This is a genomic window from Thalassospira australica (assembly GCF_044790785.1).
GTDB lineage: Bacteria > Pseudomonadota > Alphaproteobacteria > Rhodospirillales > Thalassospiraceae > Thalassospira > Thalassospira australica_A.
Genome location: NZ_CP085258.1, coordinates 2,151,762 through 2,178,393, shown reverse-complemented (window position 1 = coordinate 2,178,393; position 26,632 = coordinate 2,151,762). Strand labels below are relative to the sequence as shown.

General features: G+C 53.3%; 27 protein-coding genes. 21 read left to right on the top strand and 6 right to left on the bottom strand.

Annotated elements, in window-relative coordinates; genetic code table 11:
• Positions 1–104: 104 nt before the first annotated feature.
• The gene (locus tag LG297_RS10455) at positions 105–2,147 is read right to left on the bottom strand and encodes a lytic transglycosylase domain-containing protein (RefSeq protein WP_404426840.1); all 2,043 of its coding nucleotides are present in this window, start codon (positions 2,145–2,147) and stop codon (positions 105–107) included.
• A 209-nt stretch (positions 2,148–2,356) separates the two neighbouring features.
• Here LG297_RS10455 and dapA point away from each other — a divergent pair, with 209 nt between their 5' ends.
• The 4 genes from dapA to LG297_RS10435 all read left to right on the top strand — a co-directional run bounded on the left by dapA (position 2,357) and on the right by LG297_RS10435 (position 5,112).
• Positions 2,357–3,235, top strand: coding sequence for a 4-hydroxy-tetrahydrodipicolinate synthase (dapA, locus tag LG297_RS10450; protein WP_404426839.1), 879 nt, complete (start codon positions 2,357–2,359; stop codon positions 3,233–3,235).
• 30 nt (positions 3,236–3,265) lie between these two features.
• Positions 3,266–3,742, top strand: coding sequence for an SsrA-binding protein SmpB (gene smpB, locus LG297_RS10445; protein WP_007089481.1), 477 nt, complete (start codon positions 3,266–3,268; stop codon positions 3,740–3,742).
• Between the two features lie 121 nt (positions 3,743–3,863).
• On the top strand, positions 3,864–4,523 hold the full coding sequence (locus LG297_RS10440; RefSeq protein ID WP_404426838.1) for a sulfite oxidase-like oxidoreductase: 660 nt from the start codon (positions 3,864–3,866) through the stop codon (positions 4,521–4,523).
• Between the two features lie 88 nt (positions 4,524–4,611).
• A complete protein-coding gene (locus LG297_RS10435; RefSeq protein ID WP_404426837.1) occupies positions 4,612–5,112 on the top strand; it encodes a glutathione peroxidase in 501 nt (166 codons plus the stop codon).
• Between the two features lie 7 nt (positions 5,113–5,119).
• Here LG297_RS10435 and recQ read toward each other — a convergent pair whose 3' ends face one another.
• The 3 genes from recQ to LG297_RS10420 all read right to left on the bottom strand — a co-directional run bounded on the left by recQ (position 5,120) and on the right by LG297_RS10420 (position 8,287).
• On the bottom strand, positions 5,120–6,970 hold the full coding sequence (recQ, locus tag LG297_RS10430) for a DNA helicase RecQ (protein ID WP_404426836.1): 1,851 nt from the start codon (positions 6,968–6,970) through the stop codon (positions 5,120–5,122).
• A gap of 1 nt (position 6,971) precedes the next feature.
• Entirely contained in the window at positions 6,972–7,613 is a 642-nt protein-coding gene (locus tag LG297_RS10425) for a uracil-DNA glycosylase (RefSeq protein WP_404426835.1), read from the bottom strand.
• Positions 7,614–7,678: 65 nt separating this feature from the next.
• Positions 7,679–8,287, bottom strand: coding sequence for an NYN domain-containing protein (locus LG297_RS10420; protein ID WP_404426834.1), 609 nt, complete (start codon positions 8,285–8,287; stop codon positions 7,679–7,681).
• Positions 8,288–8,486: 199 nt separating this feature from the next.
• Here LG297_RS10420 and folK point away from each other — a divergent pair, with 199 nt between their 5' ends.
• The 15 genes from folK to LG297_RS10345 all read left to right on the top strand — a co-directional run bounded on the left by folK (position 8,487) and on the right by LG297_RS10345 (position 21,881).
• A complete protein-coding gene (gene folK, locus LG297_RS10415) occupies positions 8,487–9,014 on the top strand; it encodes a 2-amino-4-hydroxy-6-hydroxymethyldihydropteridine diphosphokinase (protein ID WP_404426833.1) in 528 nt (175 codons plus the stop codon).
• Between the two features lie 116 nt (positions 9,015–9,130).
• Positions 9,131–9,469 carry a DNA-directed RNA polymerase subunit omega gene (gene rpoZ / locus LG297_RS10410; protein WP_404426832.1) on the top strand — a complete coding sequence of 113 codons (339 nt, stop codon included), beginning with the start codon at positions 9,131–9,133 and terminating at the stop codon, positions 9,467–9,469.
• 143 nt (positions 9,470–9,612) lie between these two features.
• The gene (locus LG297_RS10405) at positions 9,613–11,754 is read left to right on the top strand and encodes a RelA/SpoT family protein (RefSeq protein WP_404426831.1); all 2,142 of its coding nucleotides are present in this window, start codon (positions 9,613–9,615) and stop codon (positions 11,752–11,754) included.
• Between the two features lie 178 nt (positions 11,755–11,932).
• Complete coding sequence (locus LG297_RS10400) at positions 11,933–12,595, top strand: DUF2062 domain-containing protein (protein WP_404426830.1); 663 nt, start codon at positions 11,933–11,935, stop codon at positions 12,593–12,595.
• The gene (locus tag LG297_RS10395) at positions 12,592–13,338 is read left to right on the top strand and encodes a pyridoxine 5'-phosphate synthase (RefSeq protein WP_404426829.1); all 747 of its coding nucleotides are present in this window, start codon (positions 12,592–12,594) and stop codon (positions 13,336–13,338) included. The genes LG297_RS10400 and LG297_RS10395 overlap by 4 nt, the downstream gene beginning before the upstream one ends.
• Complete coding sequence (gene acpS, locus LG297_RS10390; RefSeq protein WP_404426828.1) at positions 13,338–13,733, top strand: holo-ACP synthase; 396 nt, start codon at positions 13,338–13,340, stop codon at positions 13,731–13,733. Before LG297_RS10395 ends, acpS begins: the two co-directional genes overlap by 1 nt.
• A 30-nt stretch (positions 13,734–13,763) precedes the next feature.
• Positions 13,764–14,510 (top strand): signal peptidase I, encoded by a 747-nt coding sequence (gene lepB / locus LG297_RS10385; RefSeq protein ID WP_404426827.1) that lies wholly within the window; start codon positions 13,764–13,766, stop codon positions 14,508–14,510.
• The gene (rnc, locus tag LG297_RS10380; protein WP_404426826.1) at positions 14,510–15,193 is read left to right on the top strand and encodes a ribonuclease III; all 684 of its coding nucleotides are present in this window, start codon (positions 14,510–14,512) and stop codon (positions 15,191–15,193) included. Before lepB ends, rnc begins: the two co-directional genes overlap by 1 nt.
• Positions 15,186–16,124 (top strand): GTPase Era, encoded by a 939-nt coding sequence (era, locus tag LG297_RS10375; RefSeq protein WP_404426825.1) that lies wholly within the window; start codon positions 15,186–15,188, stop codon positions 16,122–16,124. Before rnc ends, era begins: the two co-directional genes overlap by 8 nt.
• 50 nt (positions 16,125–16,174) lie before the next feature.
• Positions 16,175–16,405: a hypothetical protein gene (locus LG297_RS10370; RefSeq protein WP_404426824.1), complete on the top strand. Its 231-nt coding sequence runs from the start codon at positions 16,175–16,177 to the stop codon at positions 16,403–16,405.
• A complete protein-coding gene (locus tag LG297_RS10365) occupies positions 16,405–16,572 on the top strand; it encodes a hypothetical protein (protein WP_404426823.1) in 168 nt (55 codons plus the stop codon). Before LG297_RS10370 ends, LG297_RS10365 begins: the two co-directional genes overlap by 1 nt.
• A 9-nt stretch (positions 16,573–16,581) precedes the next feature.
• Complete coding sequence (gene recO, locus LG297_RS10360) at positions 16,582–17,337, top strand: DNA repair protein RecO (RefSeq protein WP_404426822.1); 756 nt, start codon at positions 16,582–16,584, stop codon at positions 17,335–17,337.
• 139 nt (positions 17,338–17,476) lie between these two features.
• A complete protein-coding gene (gene parC / locus LG297_RS10355) occupies positions 17,477–19,720 on the top strand; it encodes a DNA topoisomerase IV subunit A (protein ID WP_404426821.1) in 2,244 nt (747 codons plus the stop codon).
• Between the two features lie 239 nt (positions 19,721–19,959).
• The gene (locus LG297_RS10350) at positions 19,960–20,505 is read left to right on the top strand and encodes a TRAP transporter small permease subunit (protein WP_404426820.1); all 546 of its coding nucleotides are present in this window, start codon (positions 19,960–19,962) and stop codon (positions 20,503–20,505) included.
• On the top strand, positions 20,505–21,881 hold the full coding sequence (locus LG297_RS10345; RefSeq protein WP_404426819.1) for a TRAP transporter large permease subunit: 1,377 nt from the start codon (positions 20,505–20,507) through the stop codon (positions 21,879–21,881). Before LG297_RS10350 ends, LG297_RS10345 begins: the two co-directional genes overlap by 1 nt.
• Before the next feature lie 143 nt (positions 21,882–22,024).
• On the opposite strand, the gene LG297_RS10340 is transcribed toward LG297_RS10345, so the two are convergent.
• Together LG297_RS10340 and proC are read right to left on the bottom strand one after the other, a co-directional pair.
• On the bottom strand, positions 22,025–23,125 hold the full coding sequence (locus LG297_RS10340; RefSeq protein ID WP_317338519.1) for a TRAP transporter substrate-binding protein: 1,101 nt from the start codon (positions 23,123–23,125) through the stop codon (positions 22,025–22,027).
• 406 nt (positions 23,126–23,531) lie between these two features.
• Complete coding sequence (proC, locus tag LG297_RS10335) at positions 23,532–24,332, bottom strand: pyrroline-5-carboxylate reductase (RefSeq protein ID WP_317338517.1); 801 nt, start codon at positions 24,330–24,332, stop codon at positions 23,532–23,534.
• 381 nt (positions 24,333–24,713) lie between these two features.
• Here proC and LG297_RS10330 point away from each other — a divergent pair, with 381 nt between their 5' ends.
• Complete coding sequence (locus LG297_RS10330) at positions 24,714–25,259, top strand: TRAP transporter small permease subunit (protein WP_404426818.1); 546 nt, start codon at positions 24,714–24,716, stop codon at positions 25,257–25,259.
• The gene (locus tag LG297_RS10325) at positions 25,259–26,632 is read left to right on the top strand and encodes a TRAP transporter large permease subunit (RefSeq protein WP_404426817.1); all 1,374 of its coding nucleotides are present in this window, start codon (positions 25,259–25,261) and stop codon (positions 26,630–26,632) included. The genes LG297_RS10330 and LG297_RS10325 overlap by 1 nt, the downstream gene beginning before the upstream one ends.

Genomic DNA, 26,632 nt, shown 5'->3' with positions numbered 1-26,632 from the left:
TGTTCTGGCCTCATCTGTCGGACAGGATTCGATCAAATATGGTTCTTTCTTTGCCAAATCGCAAACCGGTCATTTGAAAGCAGTGGATATCATCGGGCAGAAGGTCACCGGGAGTTTTCCGGTGTTTCGTCCTGCTGACCCATTGCGATTTCGTCGCGAGCGAAACGACGGCGATAGACATAGGTACCTTCCAACACGCGCTGGACGTAGTTTCGCGTCTCGCTATAGGGGATCATTTCGATCCAGTCGACCGGATCAACATCAGAGTCCCGCGGATCACCATATTCCGCAATCCACTGACGCACGCGGCTTGGTCCGGCATTATAGCTGGCGATGGTCAGTATTTCCTCGCCATCCCAGCGATCCAGCAGGCGTGTCAAATATTGCCGCCCGAGCGAGATGTTAAATCCCGGATCGCTTGTCAGGCGTGATGTTTCGTAATCCAGTTTAAGATCCTTGGCCATGCGTTCGGCGGTTGCCGGCATCAATTGCATCAGGCCACGGGCCCCGGCGGAAGAGATGGCTTCGGGGTTGAACAGGCTTTCCTGGCGCATGATCGCATGAACCAGTGCCGGATCGGGTTTGTGGCCAAGCGGGACCTGCTCATGAACAGGATAGGCGGCGTCAAGATATCCGCTGCCGGTTCTGATACTGCGTTTGGCGGCAATAATCGCAAGGTCGGCACGGCCATATTCGCGCGCAAGATCAGTCGCCATGGCAAGATATTCGGGTTCATCATGTGCATAGACAAGTGCCATGACGAATGGCCGGATAATGTTGCCAAGACCCATTTCGCCAAGTTTACGGGTGACCTGTGTCAGTTCCTGTGATTCGAAATCGGCGCGTTGCTGTTTGGTCGGAACCGGCTGCTTAACGGAATAGGTGGGTTTGGCACCCAATGCATCAATAGCAAGCTGCCCATAGAAGGTATGGGCGTGATCGGATGCAAGCCTGTACCACTCGCGCGCCTTTTCCTTGTCGCCTATGGCATCATTGGCGCGTCCCGCCCAATAGGCTCCGCGTGCCTGGCTGATCGGGTATTTCACCACCCCATACTGGTTCTGGAAATGGGTCAGGGCGATACGTGCATCGCCGAGGAATTCAAGGGCGATCCAGCCGGCAAACCATTCGGCCTCGGCAATATCGCCTGCGTCGCTTTGTCCATGATTGGCAACCAGACGATAGGCATCTGTTATATGCCCTTTCTGAAGGGCGCGACGGGCAAGGATGGCTTTTTCAATCCACCAGTATTGAGGGCGGATCGAAATATAGGCGAGGTCATTGGCCTGCGACAGTAGCAGGTCGCGTGCTTCCTGATCGCGGTCTTTGATCCGGCGCCAGCGAACACGTTCGTAAATAAGACCCGGATCGTTCTGGTATTTTTGGGGAACACGGTTGATCGCCCCGTCAACGCCAGGGTCCAGAGACCGCAAAGCTGCGCGTGCCTTGGCCAGCAAGAGATAATCCTTGCTGACATATTTTTCGGTACGGCTTGCCGGACCAAGCCGGCCTTCCCATAGAAGACGATCAAGACGCTGCTGATGGGTTTCCTGATCGATATATTTCCCATAACGATCCAGAAAACGTTTCTCCTGGCCGGTACCAAAATTCTCGTGTACCCAGCTGTTGCGGATCAACGTGGTTGCAGCGTCGATCTCGCCAGACGCGAGGAGCGCCTTTATCTGGCGGGTGGCACCATCTGCCGTAACCGGCGCAGATCGCTTGAACCAGGCCAGAACGACATCGTTTGGAACGGCATCCGTCATGGCTTCTTCGGCGCGCTGGCGTAGCAGCGCCTGACTGGGCCATTGGGGGTTTGCATCGATGAAGGCGGTGATTTCCTGGAAACTACGGCCTGAATTCGGGCTGATCAGCCACATCCATTCGCTGGCTTTTTGCAGCAGCGGGTCATCAAAATTCGGAAGAAGTTTTTCAAATGTTTTTGTGCGGCCGTCTTCCAACGCATCAAGAAACACATTCAGCCGTGCGCGGCTGACCGATGAAAATGCCGGTGATGGCGGAAATTCGGTCAGGATGTTTTCATCCCGACTTTCGGCCAAAGCCTTGTCGCTGACCGGCGTCAGCAAAGTGAACACACCAAGTGCCAATGCGCAGATCGAAACACCGCGGAAAGACGCATGCGCCATTTGAAATTCCCCTTTTGCCTTACGGCAGGTAATGCGCTCCAGACCTTCTTATTATGGCAGTGAAACAGCCAATTGCCAATCGGTCGTGAGCGCAAAGAGCAACCTTGATCAAACAAGGTGCGCTTTAATGTATTCAGACGCTTGCCGTATGCCTTAACAGCCGCTATTTTCGCGTCGCTTTCAATCCACGATAAGATTTGGAGATATCGATGTTTAAGGGTTCGATTACCGCTTTGATTACACCGTTCACACAGGATGGTGCAATCGATGAGAAAGCGTTCCAGTCGTTTGTGGATTGGCAGCTTAAACAGGGCACGACCGGTGTTGTGCCGGTCGGAACCACGGGTGAATCCCCAACCCTGAGCCATGCGGAACACCATCGCGTTGTCGAACTGGCACTTGAAGTTGCCAAAGGCCGTGGTCCGGTGATTGCCGGAACGGGTTCGAATTCGACCGCAGAGGCGATTTCGCTGACCCGTCATGCCCAGAATGCGGGCGCGGATGCGGCACTTGTTGTGACGCCGTATTACAACAAGCCCGGTCAGCGTGGCCTGTATGCGCATTACAAGGCGATCCATGACGCGACCGACATTCCGATCGTGATCTATAACATTCCGGGCCGTTCGGTCGTGGATATGTCGGTTGATACGATGGCGCAGCTTTCGAAACTGCCACGTATCGTCGGGGTGAAGGATGCGACCAGCGATCTGGAACGCCCAGCATTGACGCGCTTGGCCGCGGGGGCCGATTTCTGCCAGTTGTCGGGTGAAGATGGTACCATCGTTCCGTTCTTGGCGCAGGGCGGTCATGGCTGCATTTCGGTTACGTCCAACATCGCGCCGAAACTTTGCGCCGAATTGCATGCCGCATGGGCAGCCGGGAACATTGCCAAGGTTCAGGAGTTGAATTATCGGCTTCTGCCGGTTCACAAGGCGATGTTCTGCGAAACCAGCCCGGGTCCGGTCAAATATGCAGCCGAGCTTCTTGGCCTGTGTGGCAGCCATATGCGTCTGCCGATGGTCGAGATTACCGAAGAATCCAAGCAGCGTGTTGAAACCGCGCTGCGCACTGCCGGAATTTTATCCTAAGGGATTAAATTCGGCCTACAAGTTGTTGTAATGGCACCGAAAAAAGAAGACAGCAATAATAAGGTCGTCGCGCAGAACAGGCGGGCCCGTTTCGATTTTTTCCTGACGGAAACTTTTGAAGCCGGGGTCGCCTTGCGCGGGACCGAGGTCAAGTCGCTTCGTGACGGCAAGGGGAACATTCAGGAATCCTATGCCGAGGAAAAGAACGGCGAGATCTGGCTGATCAATGCCTATATCCCTGAATATCAAAGCAAGATGCCGTTCGGCCACGAAGAACGCCGTCCGCGCAAGTTGCTTCTGCATAAACGCGAAATCACGAAAATGAGTGATGCCCTGAACAAGAAGGGATTTACCCTTGTTCCGGTGAAGCTTTATTTCAATGATCGCGGCATCGCCAAGCTTGAGCTGGCGATTGCAGAGGGTAAGAAAAAGGCCGATAAACGCGAGGCGGTCAAGGAACGCGACTGGCAACGTGACAAGGCCCGGATCATGCGTGATTTTGGCTAGGGTGGCCGTCCTCGCGCGCAAGTGAATTGCGTGCCGGTGGCAATAAAATGCATAAATGGCGCAGACATGGTGAACATGACTGCGCCATTTTTCGTATGATGCGGTCAGGAGGGATGGTTGAATGACGGATAGCTTCAGTGGCAAGATCAAGGAAAAGCTGATCGAAGCGAAACAGAAATGGGCAGAAAACGGTCGCCTTCTGACGGGGCAGGCCGATCATGACCGTGAAAATCGCCTACCGCCCGGCCAGCGCGAGGTCAAGGACTGGCCGGTGCTGGATCTTGGCATTACGCCGCATGTCGGAACGGATGACTTTCGTCTGACAATTGATGGTGCGGTTGAAAACCCGGTCACGCTTGATTTCGGACAGTTGCTTGATCTGCCGCCCTTTATGGCCAAAAACGATATTCATTGCGTGACCAGCTGGTCGCGCTACGACAATCACTGGCAGGGTGTTTCAGCCTTATCGCTTGCCGATCTGGTAAAGCCGACATCAGATGCCCGTCACGTGCTTTTCACCGCCCATGACGGTTATACGACTAATGTTCGGATTGATCAGTTTGTCGATGATGACGTGTTGCTGGCCCATCATTGGGAAGATGCGCCATTGACCGAGGAACATGGCGGCCCGGTTCGGGTGATTATCCCCAAGCTGTATTTCTGGAAGAGTGCGAAATGGGTGAAGCAGATAACATTTTCCAAAACCGACAAACCCGGATTTTGGGAAGTACGTGGCTATCACAATAACGCCGATCCATGGACGGAAGAGCGATATGGCTAGGAAAACCAGAACTTTCGAAAACGGAATGCGGATTTTGTTGAAGACCGGTTTGTACGGCTTCATTTGCCTGATGATTGGAAATTCTGCCATGGCCAGCGATAAAGCGACCAATGCCTATGATTTTTCATTCCCGTCGATTGACGGGGGCGAAATCGACCTTGCGGATTATCGCGGAAAGGCGGTTCTGGTCGTCAATACGGCGTCGATGTGCGGTTACACCCCGCAATATACCGGGCTTCAGGCGCTCTGGTCGGATTACCGGGCCGACGGGTTGATTGTTCTGGGGGTGCCATCGGGTGATTTTGGCGGCCAGGAATACGCCGATGACAGCGAAATCAAGGATTTCTGTACCGTCAATTTTGATGTCGATTTCCCGATGACTACCAAACAGTCGGTTCGCGGAGACGATGCGCATCCGTTCTTTAAATGGGCAGAGGCCGAACTTGGCAGCGATCAGGCCCCGAAATGGAATTTCCATAAATATCTTGTCGATCCGAACGGCAATCTGGTTGCCAGCTTTGCCACCCGGATCAAACCGGAAGATGATCAGGTGATTTCCGCCATCCGGCAGGCATTGGCCGGATCATAGGACCGATTTAGCGCCGACCGTCCATCACATCAAGGAACACCAGCCCGTACTGGTCGAGTTTCTTGACGCCAACCCCGTTGATTGATGCCATATCCTGCAATGTCCGCGGTTTGAAGCGGACCATTTCCCAAAGCGTTCTGTCACTGAAAATGACGTAAGGCGGAACATTCTGGCTGCTGGCAAGCTCGCGGCGCAAAGTGCGCAGGCGTTCCCACAGATCACGATCTTCCTCGTTCTCGAACTCGGTATCGAAATCACGCAGGCGTTTGGTCATGGTGCGTTTGCTTTCGCCCGGGTCCTTGCGCATTTCAACGACCTTCTCACCCCGCAGGACGGGACGGGATTCTTCGGTCAGATAAACCCCGCCGTGGCCTTCGACATCGACCTGAAGATACCCCATGGCAAGCAATTGGCGGAAAACGGACCGCCATTGCGGCTGTGCGATATCCTTGCCGATGCCGTAAACCGAAAGGTCGTCATGGTTGTTCTGGCGAATTTTTTCGGTTTTGCGGCCCATCAGGACTTCGATAATGTGGGCCGGACCAAAACGTTGCCCGGTACGATAGACCGCCGAAAGTGCCTTACGCGAGGCCTGGGTCGCATCCCAGGTTTCGACCGGTTCAAGGCAGGTATCGCAATTGCCGCACGGCTTGGCATCTTCTTCGCCGAAATAGGACAGGATGACCTGCCTGCGACATTTCGTCGTTTCGGCAAGGCCCACCAAGGCATCAAGTTTGCGGCTTTCGATGCGTTTCTGACTGTCAGGTGCATCGGACGTTGCCAGCATGGAGCGGATAGAAACGATATCGGACAGATCGTAATTCATCCAGGCGTTGGCGGGCAGGCCATCGCGCCCGGCACGTCCGGTTTCCTGGTAATAGGCTTCCATGCTTTTTGGCAGGTTCAGATGCGCGACAAAGCGGACATTCGGCTTGTCGATCCCGATGCCAAAGGCAACCGTTGCGCAAATGATCAGGCCGTCTTCACGCAGGAACCTGTCCTGATGGAGCTGCCGCGTTTCCTGTGTCAGGCCTGCGTGATAGGGTAAGGCGGGGCGCCCGTTATCGGTCAACCACTGCGCAACATCCTCGGTCTTGCGGCGTGACAGGCAATAGACAATCCCGGCATCTTCGGGATGCTCACGGTTCAGGAACGACAGAAGGCGCTGTTTTGAATTGCCCTTTGTCTCGATCCGGTAGGTGATGTTCGGGCGGTCAAATCCGGTCAGGAAGCATTGCGCATCGGTCAGATGCAGGTTTTCGGCAATATCCTTGCGTGTCGGCGCATCCGCCGTCGCCGTCAGGGCAACGCGTGGTACATGGGGAAAGCGCGTTGGCAAAAGATCAAGCCGGCGATATTCCGGCCGGAAATCATGGCCCCATTGCGACACGCAATGTGCTTCGTCAATGGCAAACAGCGATATGCTGATCCGGTCAAGCAGGTTGAGAAAACGGTCGGTTGCAAACCGTTCCGGGGCGACATAAAGCAGATCGATATCACCATCGACCGCGCGGGTCTCAATTTCGCGCGCGGCGTCGGGGGAAAGGGTCGAATTGATAAAGGCGGCCTTGACGCCAAGCTGGCTTAGCGCGTCAACCTGATCCTTCATCAGCGCGATCAGGGGCGATACAACGACGGCGGTGCCGGGGCGGCACAGGGCGGGAATCTGATAACACAGGGATTTTCCGCCGCCGGTTGGCATCAGAACCAGTGCATCATTACCGGCAATGACGTGATCGATGATTTCGGCCTGCTGACCGCGGAAGCTGTCATAGCCAAATACGTCCCGCAGGACGTCAATCGGCAGACGTTGCGCAGGTCGGTCGAGCAAGCCGGGTAGGGGTGCTGTATCAGGCAATTTAACGGTCCAGATGTGCGCGGATATCGGCAAAGACGTTTTCAAACATCTCCGGCGTCAGGCGATAGGTCTGGGTGTTGTAACGCGAACAGTGATAGCTATCAAACAATGTAATCCCGTTTTCCATTTGATGGGATGCCCCGTGTCCGAATTTCAGGGATGAAAGTTTTAGGCCAAAGGTGCGCAACATTGCCTGATGGGCCACCTGTCCAAGGCACAGTATGGCCGAAAGGTTTTTCATCGCAGCAAATTCGCTGATCAGGAATGGGCGACAGGTATTGGCTTCGGGGCCTGTCGGCTTGTTTTCAGGCGGTACGCATTTGACGGCATTGGTGATCCGGCAATCAATCAATTCAAGCCCGTCGTCGGGGCGCTTTGCATAGGCGCCCGTGGCAAAGCCGAATTTCTTGAGCGTGCCGTAAAGCAGGTCACCGGCATAATCACCGGTGAAAGGACGGCCGGTTGCGTTGGCACCCTTTAGTCCGGGGGCAAGGCCAACAACAAGGAGACGCGCATCAAGGGGGCCGAACGGGCGGACGGGGCCATTATAAAAGTCGGGAAATTTTGCCTGGTTGGCACGGCGAAATTCAACAAGCCGCGGACAAAGTTGGCAGTCCCTGTCGGGTTGCAGATAGCTGGTCATGGCGTGTCTGACAGTTTGCCGGGCGCGATGCATGCCACGCCCGGTCGTTTGGTCAAAAAGGGCGATCAGTCGAACTCTATTTCATTGAGATCGGGATGTTCCGGATGATCGTCATATTCCGGGTGGCCGTCTTCGCGGCGTTGCTGAACCTTGCGTGCGATTGTGCCTTCAAGCTCGGTCAGTTCGATAAAGTTATCGGCCTGACGGCGCAGTTCATCGGCAACCATTGGCGGGTTCGATTTGACGGTCGATACGACGGTAACACGAACACCTTTGCGCTGAACCGCATCGACAAGACGGCGGAAATCGCCATCGCCCGAGAAAATCACAACATGGTCAAGATGTTGGGCCATTTCCATCACATCAATCGCAAGCTCGATATCCATGTTGCCCTTGATCTTGCGGCGACCTGCGGCATCGGTAAATTCCTTGGTGGGTTTGGTGACCATGGTGTAGCCATTATAGTCAAGCCAGTCGACCAGCGGGCGGATCGGGGAGTATTCCTGATCCTCGATCAGGGCGGTATAGTAGAAAGCCCGGATCAATTGACCTTTTTGTGCAAAAAGATCCAGCAAGCGTTTGTAATCTATGTCAAAACCAAGTGCTCTGGCCGCAGCATAGAGGTTCGAGCCGTCAATGAACAGCCCGATGCGTTCTTGCGGGTAAAAAATCATCTGAAAATTCCTCAAACATAGCTTTTTAATAATGCGGTTTCCGAAATACGGGAAACGCCAACTTTTTTACAGCGCAACCGCACACAAAGAAAGGGCGAAATATTGTGAATATCGTGGACACAACGGGATCGCTTCCGTAGTTATGCGCGATCTTTCCCGCAAATGATGTTCGATAGCCAGTTTCATGAGCAAGCCGACCATGACAGACAACACTGCCCATAATGACAGGGTGATCCTGATCGCCTTTGGTGCCAATCTTCCTACCGGGGAATATGGGGCTCCTGCCGACACATTGAAAGCGGCCCTTGAACGATTGGCTGAGGATGGCGACATTTCTGTGGCAGCGGTTTCTCCTTTCTATGAAACAGCCCCGGTTCCGGTTTCCGCTCAACCCTGGTATGTCAACGGTGTTGCAAGGCTTGAGACAGCTTTGAATGCGCATGACCTTCTGGCGCGCCTTCATGTGGTGGAGGCAGAGTTTGGCCGTGTCCGGCGTGAAAGAAACGAGGCGCGCGCCATCGATCTTGATCTTGTTGCCTATGGCAATGATCTGCTGATCGAGGAAGGGGGCATTCAGGTGCCGCATCCGCGCATGCATCAGCGCGCGTTTGTTTTATTGCCGCTGCGCGACATTGCTCCGGATTGGCAACACCCGCAACTGCATCGTTCGGTTGATGATCTGATATCGGACCTTCCGGCTGATCAGGAAATCCGCAAGCAATCCTGATATGCGTAAAAACCGCGAAAAACCTTTCGATCCGGAACGCTTCGCTGTTGCAACAATGTAAATGCGGCGCTATAAAGTCCGGTCTGGACACCCCAAAAGTATTTCTGGAGACATTTATGGCGCGCGTTACCGTCGAAGATTGCGTTGAAAAGATTCCGAACCGCTTTGAGCTCGTGATGCTGGCAGCTCAGCGTGCGCGCAACATCTCGGCCGGTTCCGAACTGACCATTGATCGTGACAACGACAAGAATCCGGTTGTTGCGCTGCGTGAAATCGCGGAAGAAACCGTTGATTATGACGATCTGCGCAATGGCATGGTTTCCGGTCTGCAGCGGCATGTTGAAGCGGACGAACCCGAAGAATCCGAAGACGATTTCGGTCCGAAACTGATGGCAGAAGCAATTGAAGATGCTTCAGTTGGTGTGACTATTCCGTCTGCTGGCGAAGACGAATAAGGTCAGATCAACCTTGTTCTGATACAGAGTTCAAAAGAAAAGCCACGGTGATTATCTTCCGTGGCTTTTTTTTATCCAAATCGTACTATCTTATGAAGGGGTATGGATTTAGCCCCGTTGGATGAATGCGGAGAAGCCCCTGAATGATGCGCCAATACGAACTTGTGGAACGGGTTAAGGCCTATGATCCGGATGCATGCGAAACATCGCTGAACCGGGCATATGTTTATGCAACCCAAAAACACGGTTCGCAAAAGCGCGCCAACGGTGATCCGTATTTTTCGCACCCGATCGAGGTCGCGGGTATTCTGACGAACTACAAACTCGATTGCGACACGATCATCACCGCGTTGCTGCACGACACCATCGAAGATACGGACGCAACACCGCAGGAAATTACCAAGCTGTTTGGCAGCAATATCATGAAGCTGGTCGATGGTGTGACCAAGCTGACCCAGATCGAGCTTAAATCCGCAGATTCCAAGCAGGCCGAAAACTTTCGCAAGCTTTTGCTGGCAATGTCTGAAGACATCCGCGTTCTGCTGGTCAAGCTTGCCGACCGTTTGCATAACATGCGCACGCTGCATTATATCCCGAAACCCGAAAAACGGGTCCGGATTGCGGCAGAAACGCTCGAAATTTATGCGCCGCTTGCCGAACGTATCGGTATGCACGACATCAAGGAAGAGCTTGAAGATCTTGCCTTCCAGCATATCAATCCCGAAGCGCGTGACTCTATTCGCGCCCGGTTGGAGTTCCTGCGCGAGAAAGACGACAATGTCGTCAACCGGATTGTTTCGGAGTTAAAGGACGTCATCAGTCGTCAGGGCCTGTCGGTCGACATTTACGGGCGTGAAAAACGTCCATATTCGATTTGGCAGAAGATGCAGCGCAAGAATATCACATTCGGTGAACTGTCCGATATCATGGCGTTCCGTGTTCTGGTCGAGGATATGCCGCAATGCTATGAAGTGCTGGGCTATATGCATGCCAATTACAAGGTCGTGCCGGGCCGGTTCAAGGACTATATCTCGACACCGAAACCGAACGGATATCGCTCAATCCATACCACCGTTCTGGGGCCGGAAAACCATCGTATCGAGGTGCAAATCCGCACCCGTCAGATGCACGAGGTCAACGAAAACGGTGTTGCCGCACACTGGGCTTATAAACAGGGTAGCGGGGATGAGAACAAGGAAGGCGTGCAATATCGCTGGCTGCGCGATCTGCTGGATATCCTTGAACATGCCTCAGAACCCGAAGAGTTCCTTGAACATACCAAACTGGCAATGTTTCAGGATCAGGTGTTCTGCTTTAGCCCGAAAGGCGATGTGATCGCCTTGCCGGCCGGCGCGACCCCGGTTGATTTCGCCTATATGATCCATACCCATATCGGGGATACCTGCGTCGGGGCGAAGGTCAATGGTGCAATGGTGCCGTTGCGCACGACGCTTAATAACGGCGATCAGGTAGAGATTGTCACCTCAAAGGCGCAAACGCCAAATCCCACTTGGGAACGCTTTGTCGTTACCGGCAAGGCGCGTGCGCGTATCCGGCGCTTTATCCGTCAGCAACAGGACGATCAGTATAAAGACCTGGGCAAGGCCATTCTGCAAAAAGCATTCAGGCAGGAAGGTTACGATTATTCCGACAAGGCCGTCGAAGGTGTCCTCAAGATATTCAAATTGCCGACTCTTGATACGCTTCTGGCATCTGTCGGGGCAGGGCATCACACCGGTCGCGAGGTCGTGCATGCGGTCTTCCCCGGATCAAAAGACGTCGAGACGGCACGCAAGGTTGTGCCGCTTGAACGGGCGCGTAACCGCAAGCATGATCACGCCATCCCGCTAAAGGGGCTGATCCCCGGTATGGCCGTGCATTATGCCGGTTGCTGTCATCCGCTTCCGGGGGACCGGATTGTCGGTATCGTTACAACCGGCAAGGGGGTGACGATCCATACAATCGATTGCGATACGCTGGAAACCTTTACCGAGCAGCCTGAACGCTGGCTTGATGTCGGTTGGGATAATGACGGCGAACCGGAACATTTCATCGGTCGTCTTGGCCTGACTGTCGGGCATGAGCAAGGTGCGTTGAGTTCGATCACCAGTGTGATTGCCAAAAACCATGGTAATATCACCAATCTTCGTTTTACCAACCGCACGCAGGATTTTTTTGAAATGCTGATCGATATCGATGTGGTTGATGTCAAGCACCTGACCAATATCATCGCAGCTTTGCGTGCAACGCCGGTGGTCAATACCGTTGAACGCGCGCGCGGATGAAACAGGATTGTGAAGGAGTTCGCCTTTTGGGGTATCTGGGCGCAAAATCCTTGCCATTACGTCAGCAAGCACTTACGCATATGCAGACCTGTTTAACGACCTTCCCGTTTGGCCTATGAATTGATCCTGCATGTTCCGGCGCCGCATCAAACCAACATCCTTTGAACGCATAAAAAATGTGCTTTGGCCGCGCGGGGGCTGGCGCAGATCTTCGCGCTATTTTGCCCATCGGGTCGCCCGTCTTCCCGGCACGCCCTATAGCATTGCTTCCGGGTTTGCCATCGGGGCAGCGGTATCCTTTACCCCGTTTATCGGCTTTCACTTTGTTCTGTCGGCGCTTTTCAGCATATTGACACGAAGCAATCTGGTTGCGTCTTTACTTGGTACAATCGTTGGCAATCCCTGGACATTTCCGTTTATCTGGTTGTGGCTTTATACTTGCGGTAACTGGATTCTCGGCACCGACCTTGCGACCGATACCGTCCATTTCAATATGGCGGTTCTCTGGGATTTTGTGGTCATGGGGCTGAATTATATCGGTGGCGGCCTGATTTTTGGCAATTGGGATATGGCCGATCAGGCAGTGCTCGGACAGCTTTGGGACAGTATTGTCGATATTATCTGGCCGATGATGGTTGGTTGTATTCCCACTTCACTTGTCGTCTGGATGCTGTTTTACTTCCCTGTGCGTCGGGCCGTTACCATTTATCGTCACAATCGCATTCTGCGCCGGATGAAAACATCCGAACGCCACGGGCTTGGCCCAATGCTTGAAAGTGCGAAAAAGAAAATCGGGACGGCTGCGGCTCACGCTACCAAAAAGCAGGACGACAGACAATGAGCGCGAAGCTGAGACTGGGTGTAAATATCGATCATGTGGCAACGATCCGCAATGCGCGGGGCGGGGTGCATCCTGATCCGGTCCGGGCCGCGGTATTGGCGGCGAAAGCAGGTGCAGACGGAATTACCGCCCATCTGCGCGAAGATCGGCGCCATATTTCGGATCAGGATATCAAACGGTTGCGCGCGGAAATTGATCTTCCACTGAATTTCGAGATGGCAGCAACCGATGAAATGCTGGGTATTGCTATTGCGGCAAAGCCCCATGCCGCCTGCATCGTTCCGGAAAAACGTGAGGAACGCACAACCGAGGGCGGACTGGATGCGGCAGGCGGTCACAACCATCTGCACAGATATGTGTCCGAACTGGGTGCCGCCGACATTCGTGTGTCGCTGTTTATCGAGGCATCAAAAACGCAGCTTGATGCCGCAAAGCACCTTGGTGCGCCGGTCGTTGAAATCCATACGGGTGCCTATTGCGATGCGGTTGGGGATGTACGCGATCGCGAACTTGAACGTATTCGCGATGCGGTTCGTTATGGTGCCAGCATCGGACTTGAAGTTCATGCAGGGCACGGGCTGAGTTTCGATACCGTGTCGCCGATTGCGGCAATGCCGGAAATTGCCGAGCTTAATATCGGCCATTTTCTGATTGGAGAGGCGGTGTTTACCGGTCTCGAAAACAGCATTACCGAAATGCGCCGGTTGATGGGTGTGGCCCGCCAGAAAAATGGCGTCGCATAATGATTATTGGCATTGGCACCGATCTGTGTGATATCCGGCGAATTGAAACAGCGCTGGAACGTCACGGTGAACGTTTCATGAAACGTGTTTTTACCGAGATCGAGATAGCACGTGCCTTACGCCGACCGCATCGGACAGCATCGTCGCTGGCGATGTCCTTTGCGGCCAAGGAAGCCTGCTCCAAGGCGTTGGGCACCGGATTTCGCCGCGGCGTGTATCACAACACGATGGGGGTTGTGCATCAGCCAAGCGGCAAACCCGACATGGTCCTGATTGACGGTGCACTGAAAAGACTTGAAGAATTGACGCCAGCGGGAAAAGTTGCATCAGTTTATGTAACGCTGACAGACGAATACCCGTTGGCGAATGCGGTCGTGGTAATTTCGGCCGATTGATTGGCAAAAAGTGATTGGTTTAGATACTGAATGGAAAAGCTAGTGCAAAAGAAGAAAACGGGTGGAATTCTGGACACCTTGAAAACCGTTTTCTGGGCCATTGTGATCGCGCTTCTGGTTCGGACTTTCGCCTTCGAACCGTTTAACATTCCATCCGGTTCAATGATCCCGACCTTGCTGGTTGGCGACTATTTGTTCGTGTCGAAATTTTCCTATGGATATTCGAAGCACAGCCTGCCGTTCAGTGTGCCGCTGATCCCGGGACGCATTATGTCGTCCGAGCCGGAACGTGGCGATGTGGTTGTTTTCAAATTACCGGCTGATCCGTCGCAGGATTATATCAAACGCGTTATCGGTCTGCCGGGCGATACGGTTCAGGTCACCGATGGTCGTTTGCTGATTAACGGCGAAACGGTCGAACGCGACCGGATCGAGGATTATATCCTGACAGATGGCAGCGGGCAGGCGATTGCCGTTCCGCAATATATTGAAACCCTTCCGAACGGGAAGGTGCACCGCATTCTCGAAATCTTTGGCGATCAGGGGCCAAGCGACAATACCGAGCCCTTTACCGTTCCAGAGGGTCATTTCTTCATGATGGGCGATAACCGCGACAATTCGGCCGACAGCCGCGCCTTCCCGTCACGCTTCCGGTTCGTTCCGATCGAGAACCTCGTGGGTCGAGCCGAATTCCTGTTCTATTCAAAGGACAGTTCCCAGCCGATCTATGACTTGGGCAGCATTCGGTTTGACCGGTTGTTCCAAGGGGTCAACTGATGGCCGAAACTGCGCTGTTGATTGCTGAAATTGATCACGAATTTGCGCAACCCGATCTGCTTCGGGTTGCGTTGACGCATCGTAGTGCCGCAAAGGGCAAGGATGCGTTGAGTGGTGGCAATGAGCGGCTGGAGTTTTTGGGCGACAGGGTGCTGGGGCTGGTTATTGCGGAGATGCTTTATACGCAATTCGGACGTGAACGCGAGGGCGCGATGGCCAAACGCTTTGTTGCGCTTGTCCGTCGCGAAACGCTTGCAAGGCTCGCGCAGCAGATCGGTCTTGGCGATCATATCCAGATGGCAAAAGGGGAACGTGCGGCGGGTGCCGACACCAATCCCGCCATTTTATCTGATTGCATGGAAGCGGTGATTGCCGCACTCTATCTTGATGGTGGGCTCGAGCCTGCCCGTGAGTTTATCGAACGGCTTTGGATGCCGCTTCTGGATGAAGCGCCCAAACCGCCACAGGATGCGAAAACCCGTTTGCAGGAACTTTTGCAGGGACGGGGAAAGCCGCTGCCGAAATATGAAATGGTCGGGCGTCAAGGCCCTGCGCATGCCCCGATCTTTACCATCGAGCTGACCACCGGAGACGGAGAAAGTGTCAAGGCCGAGGGTAAATCGAAACGAGAGGCGGAACAACTGGCCGCCCAATTGATGTTGGATACACTGAACCATGAATGAGGTTCCCACACCGGTGAACGAAGACAGATTACCTTATCAGCAGCGTTGTGGCTTTGTGGCCCTCGTCGGGGCGCCAAATGCCGGAAAATCGACACTGCTCAATCAGCTTGTCGGTACCAAGGTCTCAATCGTTTCGCCCAAGGTGCAGACGACACGCACGCGGGTGCGCGGCATTGTCATGACCGAGGATGCGCAACTGGTGTTTATCGATACGCCGGGCATTTTTGCGCCGAAACGCCGTCTTGATCGCGCGATGGTCAAGGCCGCCTGGAACGGTGCGGATGATGCCGATCTGGTTGTGCTGGTGATCGATGCCGGGGCAGGGATCACCGACGAGGTTCGGGCAATTATTGATCAGCTTAAATCACAGAATCGCAAAGCTATTCTGGCGATGAACAAAGTTGACAAGGTGGCTGACAAGGAAAAGCTTCTGCGCCTGTCGCAAGAGTTTTTCACCGAGGAAGTCTTTACCGATGTCTTCATGATTTCGGCAAAGAAGGGTTCTGGTACGCAGGATCTGGTGAATTTCCTTGCGGCAAAAATGCCTGATGGCCCCTGGATGTTCCCGGAAGATGATGTTTCGGACATGCCATTGCGTTTGCTGGCAGCCGAAATAACGCGCGAAAAACTTTACTATCAGCTTCAGCAGGAACTGCCTTATTCCGCGACGGTCGAAACCGAATTGTGGGAAGAGCGCAAGGATGGTTCCGTCAAGCTGGAGCAGACGATTTTTGTCGAGCGCGAAGGCCAGAAGGCCATCATCCTTGGCAAGGGTGGCAAGCGTATCAAGGCACTTGGCAGTGACGCGCGAAAGGAACTTGAGGCGATTTTCGAACGACGCGTTCATCTGTTCCTGTTTGTCAAAGTACGCGAGAATTGGGGCGATGATCCCAATCGATTTGCGATGTGGGGACTTGACCCCAACGCGTGATGTCTTTCACGTTAGTTTGATGCCAGCTTGGCCCGCCAACAGGTGCGGATATGGAAAACGGTTCTTTGTGGGGAATAGTGTTGATCGTTGTTGGTGCCGTCGCCGCAATGATCGTTGCGCGTGTCGCCCGACGTCCGTTCCGTTACCGTGATGATGGCGAGCATATCGAGCGCGATAAATCATTTCTCTCGCGTCCGGTTAATTTGCTTGCCCTGTTGGCCGCTGTTGCCACCTTCGTACTCGGATTGTTGTGGCGCCTTACCGGAAGTGGACCTTCGTGATGACACAACGCCAGAATGATCCGATTGACGATGCGATCAACGAAGTCGAAAGCAGCAATGGTTTGAAGCGTGTTGTCTTTCTTGTCGCGTTTATCTGCCTTGCATCCAGTCTTGTCGGGCTTTTCTTTCTTGTGACCCGTCTGATCCTGCCGCGCGGGTTCTTCTAGGAGAGCGGGATGGATTGGCGTGATGATGCGATCGTCCTGTCCACACGCAAACTTGGCGAAAATTCCGTCCGGCTTTCGGTTCTGACGCGCGATTATGGCCGACATGCCGGCATGGTTCGCGGTGCCAGCAGCAAATCGATGCGCGGTACTCTGGAGCCAGGAAACGAAGTCCGGGTCGGGTGGTCGGCCCGATTGGCCGAGCATCTGGGACAGTTTCGCTGCGAGCTGACCGGGGCGCATGTGGCCGACCTTCTGTTGTCGCCCGGGCCGCTGATGGCGCTGAGTTCAGCCTGTTCGATGCTTGAGGTGACCTTGCCCGAGCGCGAGGCACATGCATCACTTTATCATGGAACGGTTGCCCTTCTTTCCGGCCTTAAAACCGAGCAATGGCTGGCATCCTATATTCGCTGGGAAGTCGGATTGCTGGACGAGCTTGGATATGGATTAAGCCTTGATCGTTGTGCGGCAACCGACGTTACGGATGATCTGTGTTTTGTTTCCCCCAAAAGTGGCCGGGCGGTTTGCGAAGCCGCAGGCACGGCATATCGTGATCGTTTGTTGCCGTTGCCGGCTTTTCTGGCCGGTGGGCGGGCATCGCAAAGTAGCCGCGAACAGGGATTGAATGAACAATTTCGCCAAGGGCTCAAACTGACCGGATTTTTCATTCATCGCGACATTTTTGAGGCAAAAGGTGTGAAGCCTGTTGCTGCCCGGGACCGGTTGGTAAGCCATATCTGGCGATCTGCAGACGCGGGCGAAAAATAAATACCGTACTTTGATGCGGACATGTGTTGACCGGAACCGTACCCACCGTAGTATGTTGCCCGAATGGTGATCTGGTGTGGATATGCTGCACCAGTCGCCAAACCGGTTACAACCTGCCAAACAACAAGAAAAATCGTTCATGAGCACCAAGACTTCCGATCCGGTCAATGCCGGCCAAATCAGGGAAACCCGCCTTGCCGACGCATTAAGCGAACGTTATCTCGCCTATGCCATGTCGACGATCATGTCTCGATCTCTTCCGGACGTGCGTGATGGTCTGAAACCTGTGCATCGGCGGTTGCTTTATGCAATGCGCCAGTTGAAGCTTGATCCGGCGCAGGGTTTCAAGAAATGCGCCCGTGTTGTCGGTGACGTGATCGGTAAATATCACCCGCATGGTGATCAGTCGGTCTATGACGCGCTTGTGCGTCTGGCACAGGATTTTGCCGTTCGATATCCACTGGTCGACGGGCAGGGGAACTTTGGTAACATTGACGGCGATAACGCTGCGGCAATGCGTTACACCGAAGCCCGCATGACCGCAGTTGCCGCGGCACTGATGAATGGCCTTGATGAAGATGCTGTCGATTTTCGTCCGACATATGACGGCGAGGATCATGAACCGATTGTTATGCCGGCAGCATTTCCGAACCTGCTAGCTAATGGTGCGGCCGGTATCGCGGTCGGTATGGCAACCAACATTCCGCCGCACAATGCCGGTGAATTATGTGCCGGTCTGATCAAGCTGATCGACAATCCCGATACGTCGATTGCCGAACTGGTGCGTTGTGTGCCGGGGCCGGATTTCCCGACGGGTGGGGTTCTGGTCGAGCCGCGCGAAAACATCCTTGAAGCATACGCTACCGGCCGTGGTTCTTTCCGCCTGCGTGCGAAGTGGGAAGTTGAAAAGCTTAGCCACGGTCTGTTTCAGGTCGTCGTCACCGAAATTCCCTATCAGGTGCAGAAAGCCAAACTGGTCGAGCGTATTGCCGATCTTATGGTGCAAAAAAAGCTACCGCTTCTGGCCGATGTTCGTGATGAATCAACCGATTTGATCCGTCTGGTGTTCGAACCGCGTACCCGGGCCGTCGAGCCCGAACATCTGATGGAAATGCTGTTCAAGAATACCGAGCTGGAAATCCGGTTTGGCCTGAACATGAACGTTCTGGATGGTGACAACACCCCGCGCGTGATGAATTTGCGTGAGGTTTTGCGTGCATTCCTTGCCCATCGTCAGGATGTTTTGATCCGTCGATCGAACCACCGACTGGCCAAGATCAATCACCGCCTTGAAGTCCTTGATGGTTATCTTGTTGCTTATCTGAATCTTGATGAAGTCATTCGCATCATCCGGTTCGAGGATGAGCCGAAGGTTTCGTTGATGACGACCTTCAGCCTGACAGAGGTTCAGGCGGATGCGATCCTTAATATGCGTCTGCGGTCCTTGCGCAAGCTCGAAGAAATGGAAATCAAGAACGAGCATGCGAAACTGACTGAAGAAAAAGAAGGCCTTGAAGCGCTTCTGGCCAGCGAAACGCTGCGTTGGGAAAAAATCCGCGACGAAGTCGAGGAGATGCGCGAGAAGTTTGGCAAGAAGACGGCCCTTGGCAAGCGCCGTACCGTAATTGGTGATGCGCCGGAAGAAATCGAAGTTCCGCTGGAAGCCCTGATTGAGCGTGAACCGATTATGGTGATCTGTTCGAAAATGGGATGGATCCGTGCGCTCAAGGGGCATACCGCCGATACGAGCGACCTGAAATTCAAGGACGGTGACGAAGGGCGTTTTGCGCTGAAGGCGTTCACGACGGACAAGCTTCTGATCATGAGCACCGAAGGGCGTTGCTATACCATGTCCTGTGACAAGCTTCCGGGCGGACGCGGTCATGGTGAGCCGATCCGCTTGACCATCGATCTGCCGCAGGAACATGACATCGTTGCGATGGTCATCCACAAGCCCGGCAGAAACCTGCTTGTCGCAAGTTCGGCGGGGCGGGGATTCCAGGTAGCCGAGGCCGATGTGGTTGCACAGACCAAGAACGGCAAACAGATTTTGAACCTTGGCAAGGACGAGGAGGCAAAAATCTGCCTTCCGGTCGACAAGGATCATGTCGCTGTTCTGGGCGAAAACCGCAAACTGCTGATTTATCCTGTTGCCGAGGTGCCGGAAATGACCCGCGGACGCGGTGTTATCCTGCAGAAATACCGTCAGGGCGGCATGGCCGACCTGATCCTGTTCAACCTTGAAGAAGGGTTGAGCTGGACGATGGGCGGCAGCGAGGGGCGTACCCGCACCGTTACCGAACTTGCCGAATGGGTTGGGAAACGTGCCGGAGCAGGCAGGATGCCTCCGACCGGGTTCCCGCGCTCGAACAAATTCGAATAGGGTTTCCTTCCCGAAAGGGATAGCCTGAATCGAAAGGGGATAATGACAGTGATGTCGTTATCCCCTTTGGTTTATTGGGGGGGGGGGGGGCTTCGCGCTGTTTTGCCCCGGATCGCGTATAGAGCTGCATTCAGGCAAAATTTATAGCGTTTTGAGACGTAAATATGTAACTTCGCATCCTGATTAACAGGGAGCCCGCAAATTCCCTGTGAATTTCAAAAGGGCGTGGGAGTTTTAGCGTGAATTTTTTAGGGAGTTTCGTCCGTTTCGTTGATGGTCTGAATGACTGGATCGGACGTGGCGTTGCCTGGCTGGTGGTCCCGATGGTGATCATCACATTTCTGGTGGCAACATTGCGATACGGTTTTTCCATCGGCTGGGTTTCGATGCAGGAAAGCTACATGTGGTTGCATGGTATCGTATTTATGGTCGGTGCCGGTTATACGCTGCTTCATGGTGGCCATGTCCGGGTGGACGTCTTCTACCGTCCGGCTTCGGCGCGCTACAAGGCATGGGTCGATCTTTTCGGTTCTCTGCTGCTGCTGCTGCCTGTGATCATTATGGTTTATGTCTATAGTTACCCCTATGTGATGACCAGCTGGCTCCGCCTTGAGGGATCGCATGAAACCGGCGGCCTGCCGGGTTTGTTCCTTTATAAATCGGTTATTCTCGTTTTCTGCGTGTTGATTGCTTTGCAGGGGCTGTCGCTTGCCGCGCGCAGCATTCTCGTGCTGACCGGACATAAAGAATTTGAAATCAAAGAAGAAGAGCACGAGGGCGTCTGATGTCGGGGGAAATTCTTAGCCTTGTAATGTTCGCGGTTGCCTGCGGCGTTCTTCTTCTCGGTTTTCCGGTGGCATTCTCGCTGGCTGGTACCGGACTGGCATTCGCGTTGATGGGCGATGCAATGGGTGTTTTTGACATGCCATTGCTGGGATCATTGCCGTCCCGCTATTTCGGGGTGATGACCAACGAGCTTTATGTCGCGATCCCGCTTTTCGTTTTTATGGGCGTGATGCTGGAAAAGGCACGCATAGCGGAAAAACTGTTGATGACCATGGGGATGCTATTCGGCACGATGCGTGCCGGTCTCGGCATTTCGGTTGTTCTGGTCGGGATGCTGCTTGCAGCATCAACCGGAATTGTTGGTGCGACAGTTGTCACGATGGGTCTTCTCAGCCTTCCGGCGATGCAAAAGGCCGGATACAATCCGCGTCTTTCGACCGGCGTAATCTGTGCATCCGGTACGCTGGGGCAGATCATTCCGCCGTCTATTGTTCTGGTTCTGCTTGGTGATATCCTTCAGGGAGCCTATGCCGAAGCCCAACGTTCGCTGGGCAACTGGGCACCGGAACCGGTTTCGGTGATCGACCTGTTTGCCGGTGCATTCATTCCTGGCATGCTTCTGGTCGGGCTCTATATCTGCTGGATTATCATTCAGGCCTTTATTGATCCGAAATCTGCACCGCCGCTTGTTACGGACAAGCGTCCGGAAGGCCTTTGGGGCGAAGTGTTAAGTGCGCTTATCCCCCCGGGATTGTTGATTGTTGCGGTTCTCGGTTCGATCCTGACCGGTATTGCGACACCGACAGAGTCCGCGGCATTTGGCGGTGTTGGTGCGGTCATTCTGGCGGCGTTTTATAAACGTCTGTCCTGGGATGTATTGCGCCATGTGACACGCCAGACTGTTCAGATCAGTGCAATGGTCTTTGTGATCCTGCTGGGCGCGTCAGTATTCTCGCTGGTCTTCCGTGGTTTGGGGGGCGATCATCTGGTCGAAGAACTGCTGCATAACCTTCCGGGGGGCGTGTTCAGCGCCATGCTGGTTGTCATGCTGCTGATGTTTGTCATGGGCTTCTTCCTCGATTTCATTGAAATCGTGTTTGTCGTTGTGCCGATTGTCGGTCCGATCCTGCTCAAGATGGATATTGATCCGGTCTGGCTGGGGGTGATGATCGCCATCAATCTGCAGACCAGCTTCCTGACACCACCCTTCGGCTTTGCGCTGTTTTATCTGCGCGGGGTTGCGCCGCCTTCGATCAAAACCTGGGACATCTATCGCGGGATTGTCCCGTTTGTCCTAATCCAGCTTCTTGGACTTGGTCTTGTGGCCGCATTCCCGGCCCTGGCAACCTGGTTACCGGACGTGTTGTTCAAGTAGCCAATTGCGCATGTAATTGAAAAAGACGCCTGTTTTAGGCGTCTTTTTTATTGAAGCAGGTGCTGATGGTCGGAAAAAAGGTCGACGGGATTGTCGACCTTTTCTGATTCTCGGCAAAGGTTCGGGCAAACCACGAGACTGGATTAACCCGGGAACGGGTAATCCATCGCACGTGCCTGCATGAAACCGCCTTCGGCAATTTTCGACCAGGCAACGGACTGGGTGCGGAATTTGACAAGGCTGTCAAATACCTCTTTGGCAAGCGGATCACGACTTGCAACGTCAGACAGGACTTCGCCTGTCAATTTACCAAGTGCCAGAATGGTGTCGTCAGACAGTCGACGAAGTTCCACATTGTGCTTGTCGACAAGTGTCTTGAGCGCGTCATTGTTACGGGCGGTGAATTCCGACATGACCATTACGTTTACGGCCTTGTTAGCGGCTTCGACGATCGCCTTCAAATCATCAGGGAGTTCATTCCACGCATCAAGGTTGATGAAGTTATCAAGCACGGTTGCCGGTTCGTACCAGCCGGGATTGACGTAATATTTGGCCGATTTGTAAAGACCAAAAGCGAGATCATTGTATGGCCCCACCCAGTCAACGGCATCGATAGAGCCGGTCTGCAGGGCAGGGGCGAGTTCACCACCCGGAAGGTTTACAACGTTCGCTCCGGCTGCTTTGAGAACTTCACCACCCAGGCCCGGAATACGGATCTTCAGACCGTTGAAATCCTCAATGCTATTGATTTCCTTATTATACCAACCACCCATGGTCGCTGCGGTGTTGCCTGAAGCAAAGAATTTGCAGTTGAGCTCGGCATAAGCCTTGTCGGCAAGTTCCTGACCGCCAGCGTAGTAAAACCATGCATTTTGTTCCTGAGCGGTCAGGCCAAAAGGCATTGAGGCGATAAATTCTGTCGCGGGCAGTTTGCCCTTCCAGTAATAAGGGGCACCATGGCCCATTTCCACGGCACCGGTTCCGACGGCTTCAATGGCCTCAAATGCGGGGACAATCTCGCCCGCGCCAAACACCTTGACGGTAAGGCGACCTTCGGATGCTTTTGTAATGTATTCGGCAAGCAATTCAGCACCGGTACCAAGGCCTGGGTAATTTTTCGGCCACGTGGTTACCATGCGCCATTCACGAGCGCCTTGGGCAATGGCGGGCTTCGCAAAACCGGATGCAAGGGCCGCCGTTGCACCGGCAACTGCGGCACCACTTAGAAATTGACGTCTTTTCATGAAATGCAGTCTCCCTGTTTAGGTAAGTACCCAAAAATTCTGTGTTTTTCCGATTTTCACACAGTGGACTAAAACTACGGAGAAGGTCGACATGCTGCAAATGCGAAATAAAGTACAAATAACTATTTTTCAGTCAGATAAAAATGATGTTTGGGGTGTTTAAAATAGATAATTATATTGCCACTACAAAATTAAAGTAAGAAGTCAGCATGAATATCCATTCATGGACGTTTCATATATGAAAATCCGAGAAATTCTACCTTTGTTTCAGTCAAAAAAACTGCCTTTCAGTATCAGAAAGTTAAATTCACTGGGAATTTTGAAAGAATGAAATGAAGAATAAAAAAGGGAAACCGTCATTGGTGAACGGTTTCCCCCGAGTTGGCAGGCTTTTTGCGAAGCAGGCTTATTTCAGTTCGATCGATCTGGCGTTGGCAGCTCGTGTCGCGCGACTGACGAGATTTGAAAGATCGTTATTCGAAGAAAAGGCCGCCAATGCTGCTGCGGTTGTACCTGATGGGCTGGTAACGGCATCGCGGAGCAATGATGGATCGCGCATTTGCTGCAGAGAGGCGGATGCACTCTGAAGCGTATCAATTGCAAGGTTTTTTGCGAGTTCAGGTGATAGTCCAAGGTCTTTCCCGGCGTTGGCCAACGCTTCCACGAACGCAAAGAAATAAGCCGGACCACTGCCTGAAACAGCAGTGACCGCATGAAGCAACTCTTCATCCTTGACCCAGTATACTGACCCGATTTTTTCCATGATCCGGGTTGCCAGTGTTCTTCCGGCTTCTGTGACATATGGTCCGGCGAAGCATGCTGTTGCGGAGTGACCGTGTGCGGCACCAATGTTCGGCATCGTCCGGACAACGCTGTAATCGTGCGTGTGCCGGATGGCATCAACGGCAATCCCCGCCATCACCGATATGACAAGGCTATGTTGTGTCGTTACCAACTTCAGCAAATGGGCCAGTTTGCCGAACAGCTGGGGCTTGATCGCCAGAACGATAACATCAAATGGTCCGTCAATTTCGGCTGCTTCCAGTGTTGGATAGATTGCGGAAACCTTGTCGAGAGCGGGGTTCGTTCCGCGTGAAAAATATGGGTCGCAGATTGAAATATCGAGCTTCATGTCACCCGAAGTTATCAGGCGACTGATTATTGCGCTGCCCATCCTGCCAGCGCCGATAAACAACAGACGTGTCATTATAGATGCCTTTCGTCGATATCGATTTCCGTCCGGGCACTTGGCTACGTTTTGTTTTAAAATTTATCAATAGGATAAAATTTTGTTCCATAAATATTATACAGACAGGGTATTTATTTTCAGAAAAAGCCAGTCGATTTGATTAGTATGATTTTATAAGGGATTGCATAATTTTAAGCACCAAGTATGTACATCAAATATGAATCCTATGCTGTTTAAACAGCATAAAATTATTTGTGAGCATAAAAATATGGTGTGAAACGCTGCCTGAATTGTCTGTATACAGTCGCAACGGTCAATGGTCGCTTGCAAGCTTGGCGTCCAAAGGCAGAATTCTTCTGCCAGACAAAAATACCAAAAAATGTATAGGAGGCAGAAAGAGTGGGGTTTCTTTCGAGATTTGTCCGCCTTGCCGATGGTCTGAATGACTGGATCGGACGCGGTGTTGCCTGGTTGGTAATTCCGATGGTTGTCGTCACATTTCTGGTGGCGACGTTGCGATACGGATTTGCCGTCGGCTGGGTTTCGATGCAGGAAAGCTACATGTGGCTTTACGGTATCATTTTCATGATTGGGGCGGGCTATACGCTTCTTCACGAAGGGCATGTAAGGGTAGATGTTTTTTATCGCCCGGCGTCGCAACCCTACAAGGCATGGGTTGATTTGTTCGGGTCTGTCTTCCTGCTGCTACCGGTGATCACAATGGTTGTGATTTACAGTTATCCTTATGTGATGACCAGCTGGCTCCGCCTTGAGGGATCGCATGAAACCGGCGGGTTACCTGGGTTATTTCTGTACAAAACAGTCATTTTGATTTTCTGCACCCTGATGTTCATTCAGGGGATGTCGTTGGCAGCGCGAAGCATTCTGGTTCTGGCCGGCCACCGCGAATTTGAAATCAAAGAAGAAAAGCACGAGGGCGTTTGATGTCGGGGGAAATTCTTAGCCTTGTAATGTTCGCAGTAGCCTGCGGCGTTCTTCTTCTCGGTTTTCCGGTCGCATTTTCCCTGGCGGGGACGGGGCTTGCCTTTGCGTTGCTCGGCGATGCACTCGGTGTTTTTGATATGCCTTTGCTGGGATCATTGCCGTCGCGTTATTTCGGCGTAATGACCAACGAACTTTATGTTGCGATCCCGCTGTTCATTTTTATGGGGGTTATGCTCGAACGCGCCCGGATTGCGGAAAAGCTTCTGACAACCATGGGAATGTTGTTCGGTACGATGCGTGCTGGCCTTGGTATTTCGGTTGTAATCGTCGGTATGCTGCTGGCGGCTTCGACCGGGATTGTCGGGGCGACTGTTGTGACGATGGGTTTGCTTAGTTTGCCGGCGATGCAAAAGGCCGGATATAATCCCAGGCTGTCGACAGGCATAATCTGTGCATCCGGGACCTTGGGCCAGATCATTCCACCGTCTATTGTTCTCGTTTTACTCGGCGATATCCTTCAGGGGGCCTATGCGGAAGCGCAGCGTGCTCTGGGTAACTGGGCGCCGGAACCGATTTCCGTGATGGATCTGTTTGCCGGTGCATTTATTCCGGGCATGCTTCTGGTCGGGCTTTACATCTGCTGGATTATCGTTCAGGCCTTCATTGATCCGAAGGCGGCCCCGGCGTTGGTAACGGACAAGCGACCAGAAGGCTTGTGGGGAGAGGTTCTGCGCGCCTTATTGCCTCCTGCGCTGCTTATTGTTGCGGTTCTCGGTTCGATCCTGACCGGTATTGCGACACCGACCGAGTCTGCTGCATTCGGCAGTATTGGCGCGATGGTGCTTGCTGCCTTGTATCAGCGCTTGTCATGGGATGTTCTTCGCTATGTCGTTCGTCAGACTGTGCAGGTTAGTGCGATGGTGTTCGTAATCCTGCTGGGCGCGTCAGTATTCTCGCTGGTCTTCCGGGGCCTTGGCGGGGATCACCTTGTCGAAGAACTGCTGCATAACCTTCCGGGTGGTGTTTTCAGCGCCATGCTGGTTGTTATGCTGCTGATGTTTGTCATGGGCTTCTTCCTCGATTTCATTGAAATCGTGTTTGTGGTAGTGCCAATCGTTGGCCCGATCCTGCTCAAGATGGATATCGATCCGGTCTGGCTTGGCGTGATGATTGCCATCAACCTGCAGACCAGCTTCCTGACACCGCCATTCGGTTTTGCCCTGTTCTATCTGCGTGGGGTGGCTCCGGCTGCGATCAAGACCTGGGACATCTATCGCGGGATTGTCCCGTTCGTCCTGATTCAGCTTCTCGGGCTTTGCCTTGTTGGTGCATTTCCGTTTCTTGCGACCTGGCTACCCGGTGTTTTGTTCTGA

Coding starts and splice junctions, on each gene's coding strand:
- LG297_RS10455 (WP_404426840.1), bottom strand. CDS start 2,147: ATGGCGCATGCGTCTTTCCGCGGTGTTTCGATCTGCGCATTGGCACTT.
- dapA (WP_404426839.1), top strand. CDS start 2,357: ATGTTTAAGGGTTCGATTACCGCTTTGATTACACCGTTCACACAGGAT.
- smpB (WP_007089481.1), top strand. CDS start 3,266: ATGGCACCGAAAAAAGAAGACAGCAATAATAAGGTCGTCGCGCAGAAC.
- LG297_RS10440 (WP_404426838.1), top strand. CDS start 3,864: ATGACGGATAGCTTCAGTGGCAAGATCAAGGAAAAGCTGATCGAAGCG.
- LG297_RS10435 (WP_404426837.1), top strand. CDS start 4,612: ATGGCCAGCGATAAAGCGACCAATGCCTATGATTTTTCATTCCCGTCG.
- LG297_RS10425 (WP_404426835.1), bottom strand. CDS start 7,613: ATGACCAGCTATCTGCAACCCGACAGGGACTGCCAACTTTGTCCGCGG.
- LG297_RS10420 (WP_404426834.1), bottom strand. CDS start 8,287: ATGATTTTTTACCCGCAAGAACGCATCGGGCTGTTCATTGACGGCTCG.
- folK (WP_404426833.1), top strand. CDS start 8,487: ATGACAGACAACACTGCCCATAATGACAGGGTGATCCTGATCGCCTTT.
- rpoZ (WP_404426832.1), top strand. CDS start 9,131: ATGGCGCGCGTTACCGTCGAAGATTGCGTTGAAAAGATTCCGAACCGC.
- LG297_RS10405 (WP_404426831.1), top strand. CDS start 9,613: ATGATGCGCCAATACGAACTTGTGGAACGGGTTAAGGCCTATGATCCG.
- LG297_RS10395 (WP_404426829.1), top strand. CDS start 12,592: ATGAGCGCGAAGCTGAGACTGGGTGTAAATATCGATCATGTGGCAACG.
- acpS (WP_404426828.1), top strand. CDS start 13,338: ATGATTATTGGCATTGGCACCGATCTGTGTGATATCCGGCGAATTGAA.
- lepB (WP_404426827.1), top strand. CDS start 13,764: ATGGAAAAGCTAGTGCAAAAGAAGAAAACGGGTGGAATTCTGGACACC.
- rnc (WP_404426826.1), top strand. CDS start 14,510: ATGGCCGAAACTGCGCTGTTGATTGCTGAAATTGATCACGAATTTGCG.
- era (WP_404426825.1), top strand. CDS start 15,186: ATGAATGAGGTTCCCACACCGGTGAACGAAGACAGATTACCTTATCAG.
- LG297_RS10370 (WP_404426824.1), top strand. CDS start 16,175: ATGGAAAACGGTTCTTTGTGGGGAATAGTGTTGATCGTTGTTGGTGCC.
- LG297_RS10365 (WP_404426823.1), top strand. CDS start 16,405: ATGACACAACGCCAGAATGATCCGATTGACGATGCGATCAACGAAGTC.
- recO (WP_404426822.1), top strand. CDS start 16,582: ATGGATTGGCGTGATGATGCGATCGTCCTGTCCACACGCAAACTTGGC.
- parC (WP_404426821.1), top strand. CDS start 17,477: ATGAGCACCAAGACTTCCGATCCGGTCAATGCCGGCCAAATCAGGGAA.
- LG297_RS10345 (WP_404426819.1), top strand. CDS start 20,505: ATGTCGGGGGAAATTCTTAGCCTTGTAATGTTCGCGGTTGCCTGCGGC.
- LG297_RS10340 (WP_317338519.1), bottom strand. CDS start 23,125: ATGAAAAGACGTCAATTTCTAAGTGGTGCCGCAGTTGCCGGTGCAACG.
- proC (WP_317338517.1), bottom strand. CDS start 24,332: ATGACACGTCTGTTGTTTATCGGCGCTGGCAGGATGGGCAGCGCAATA.
- LG297_RS10325 (WP_404426817.1), top strand. CDS start 25,259: ATGTCGGGGGAAATTCTTAGCCTTGTAATGTTCGCAGTAGCCTGCGGC.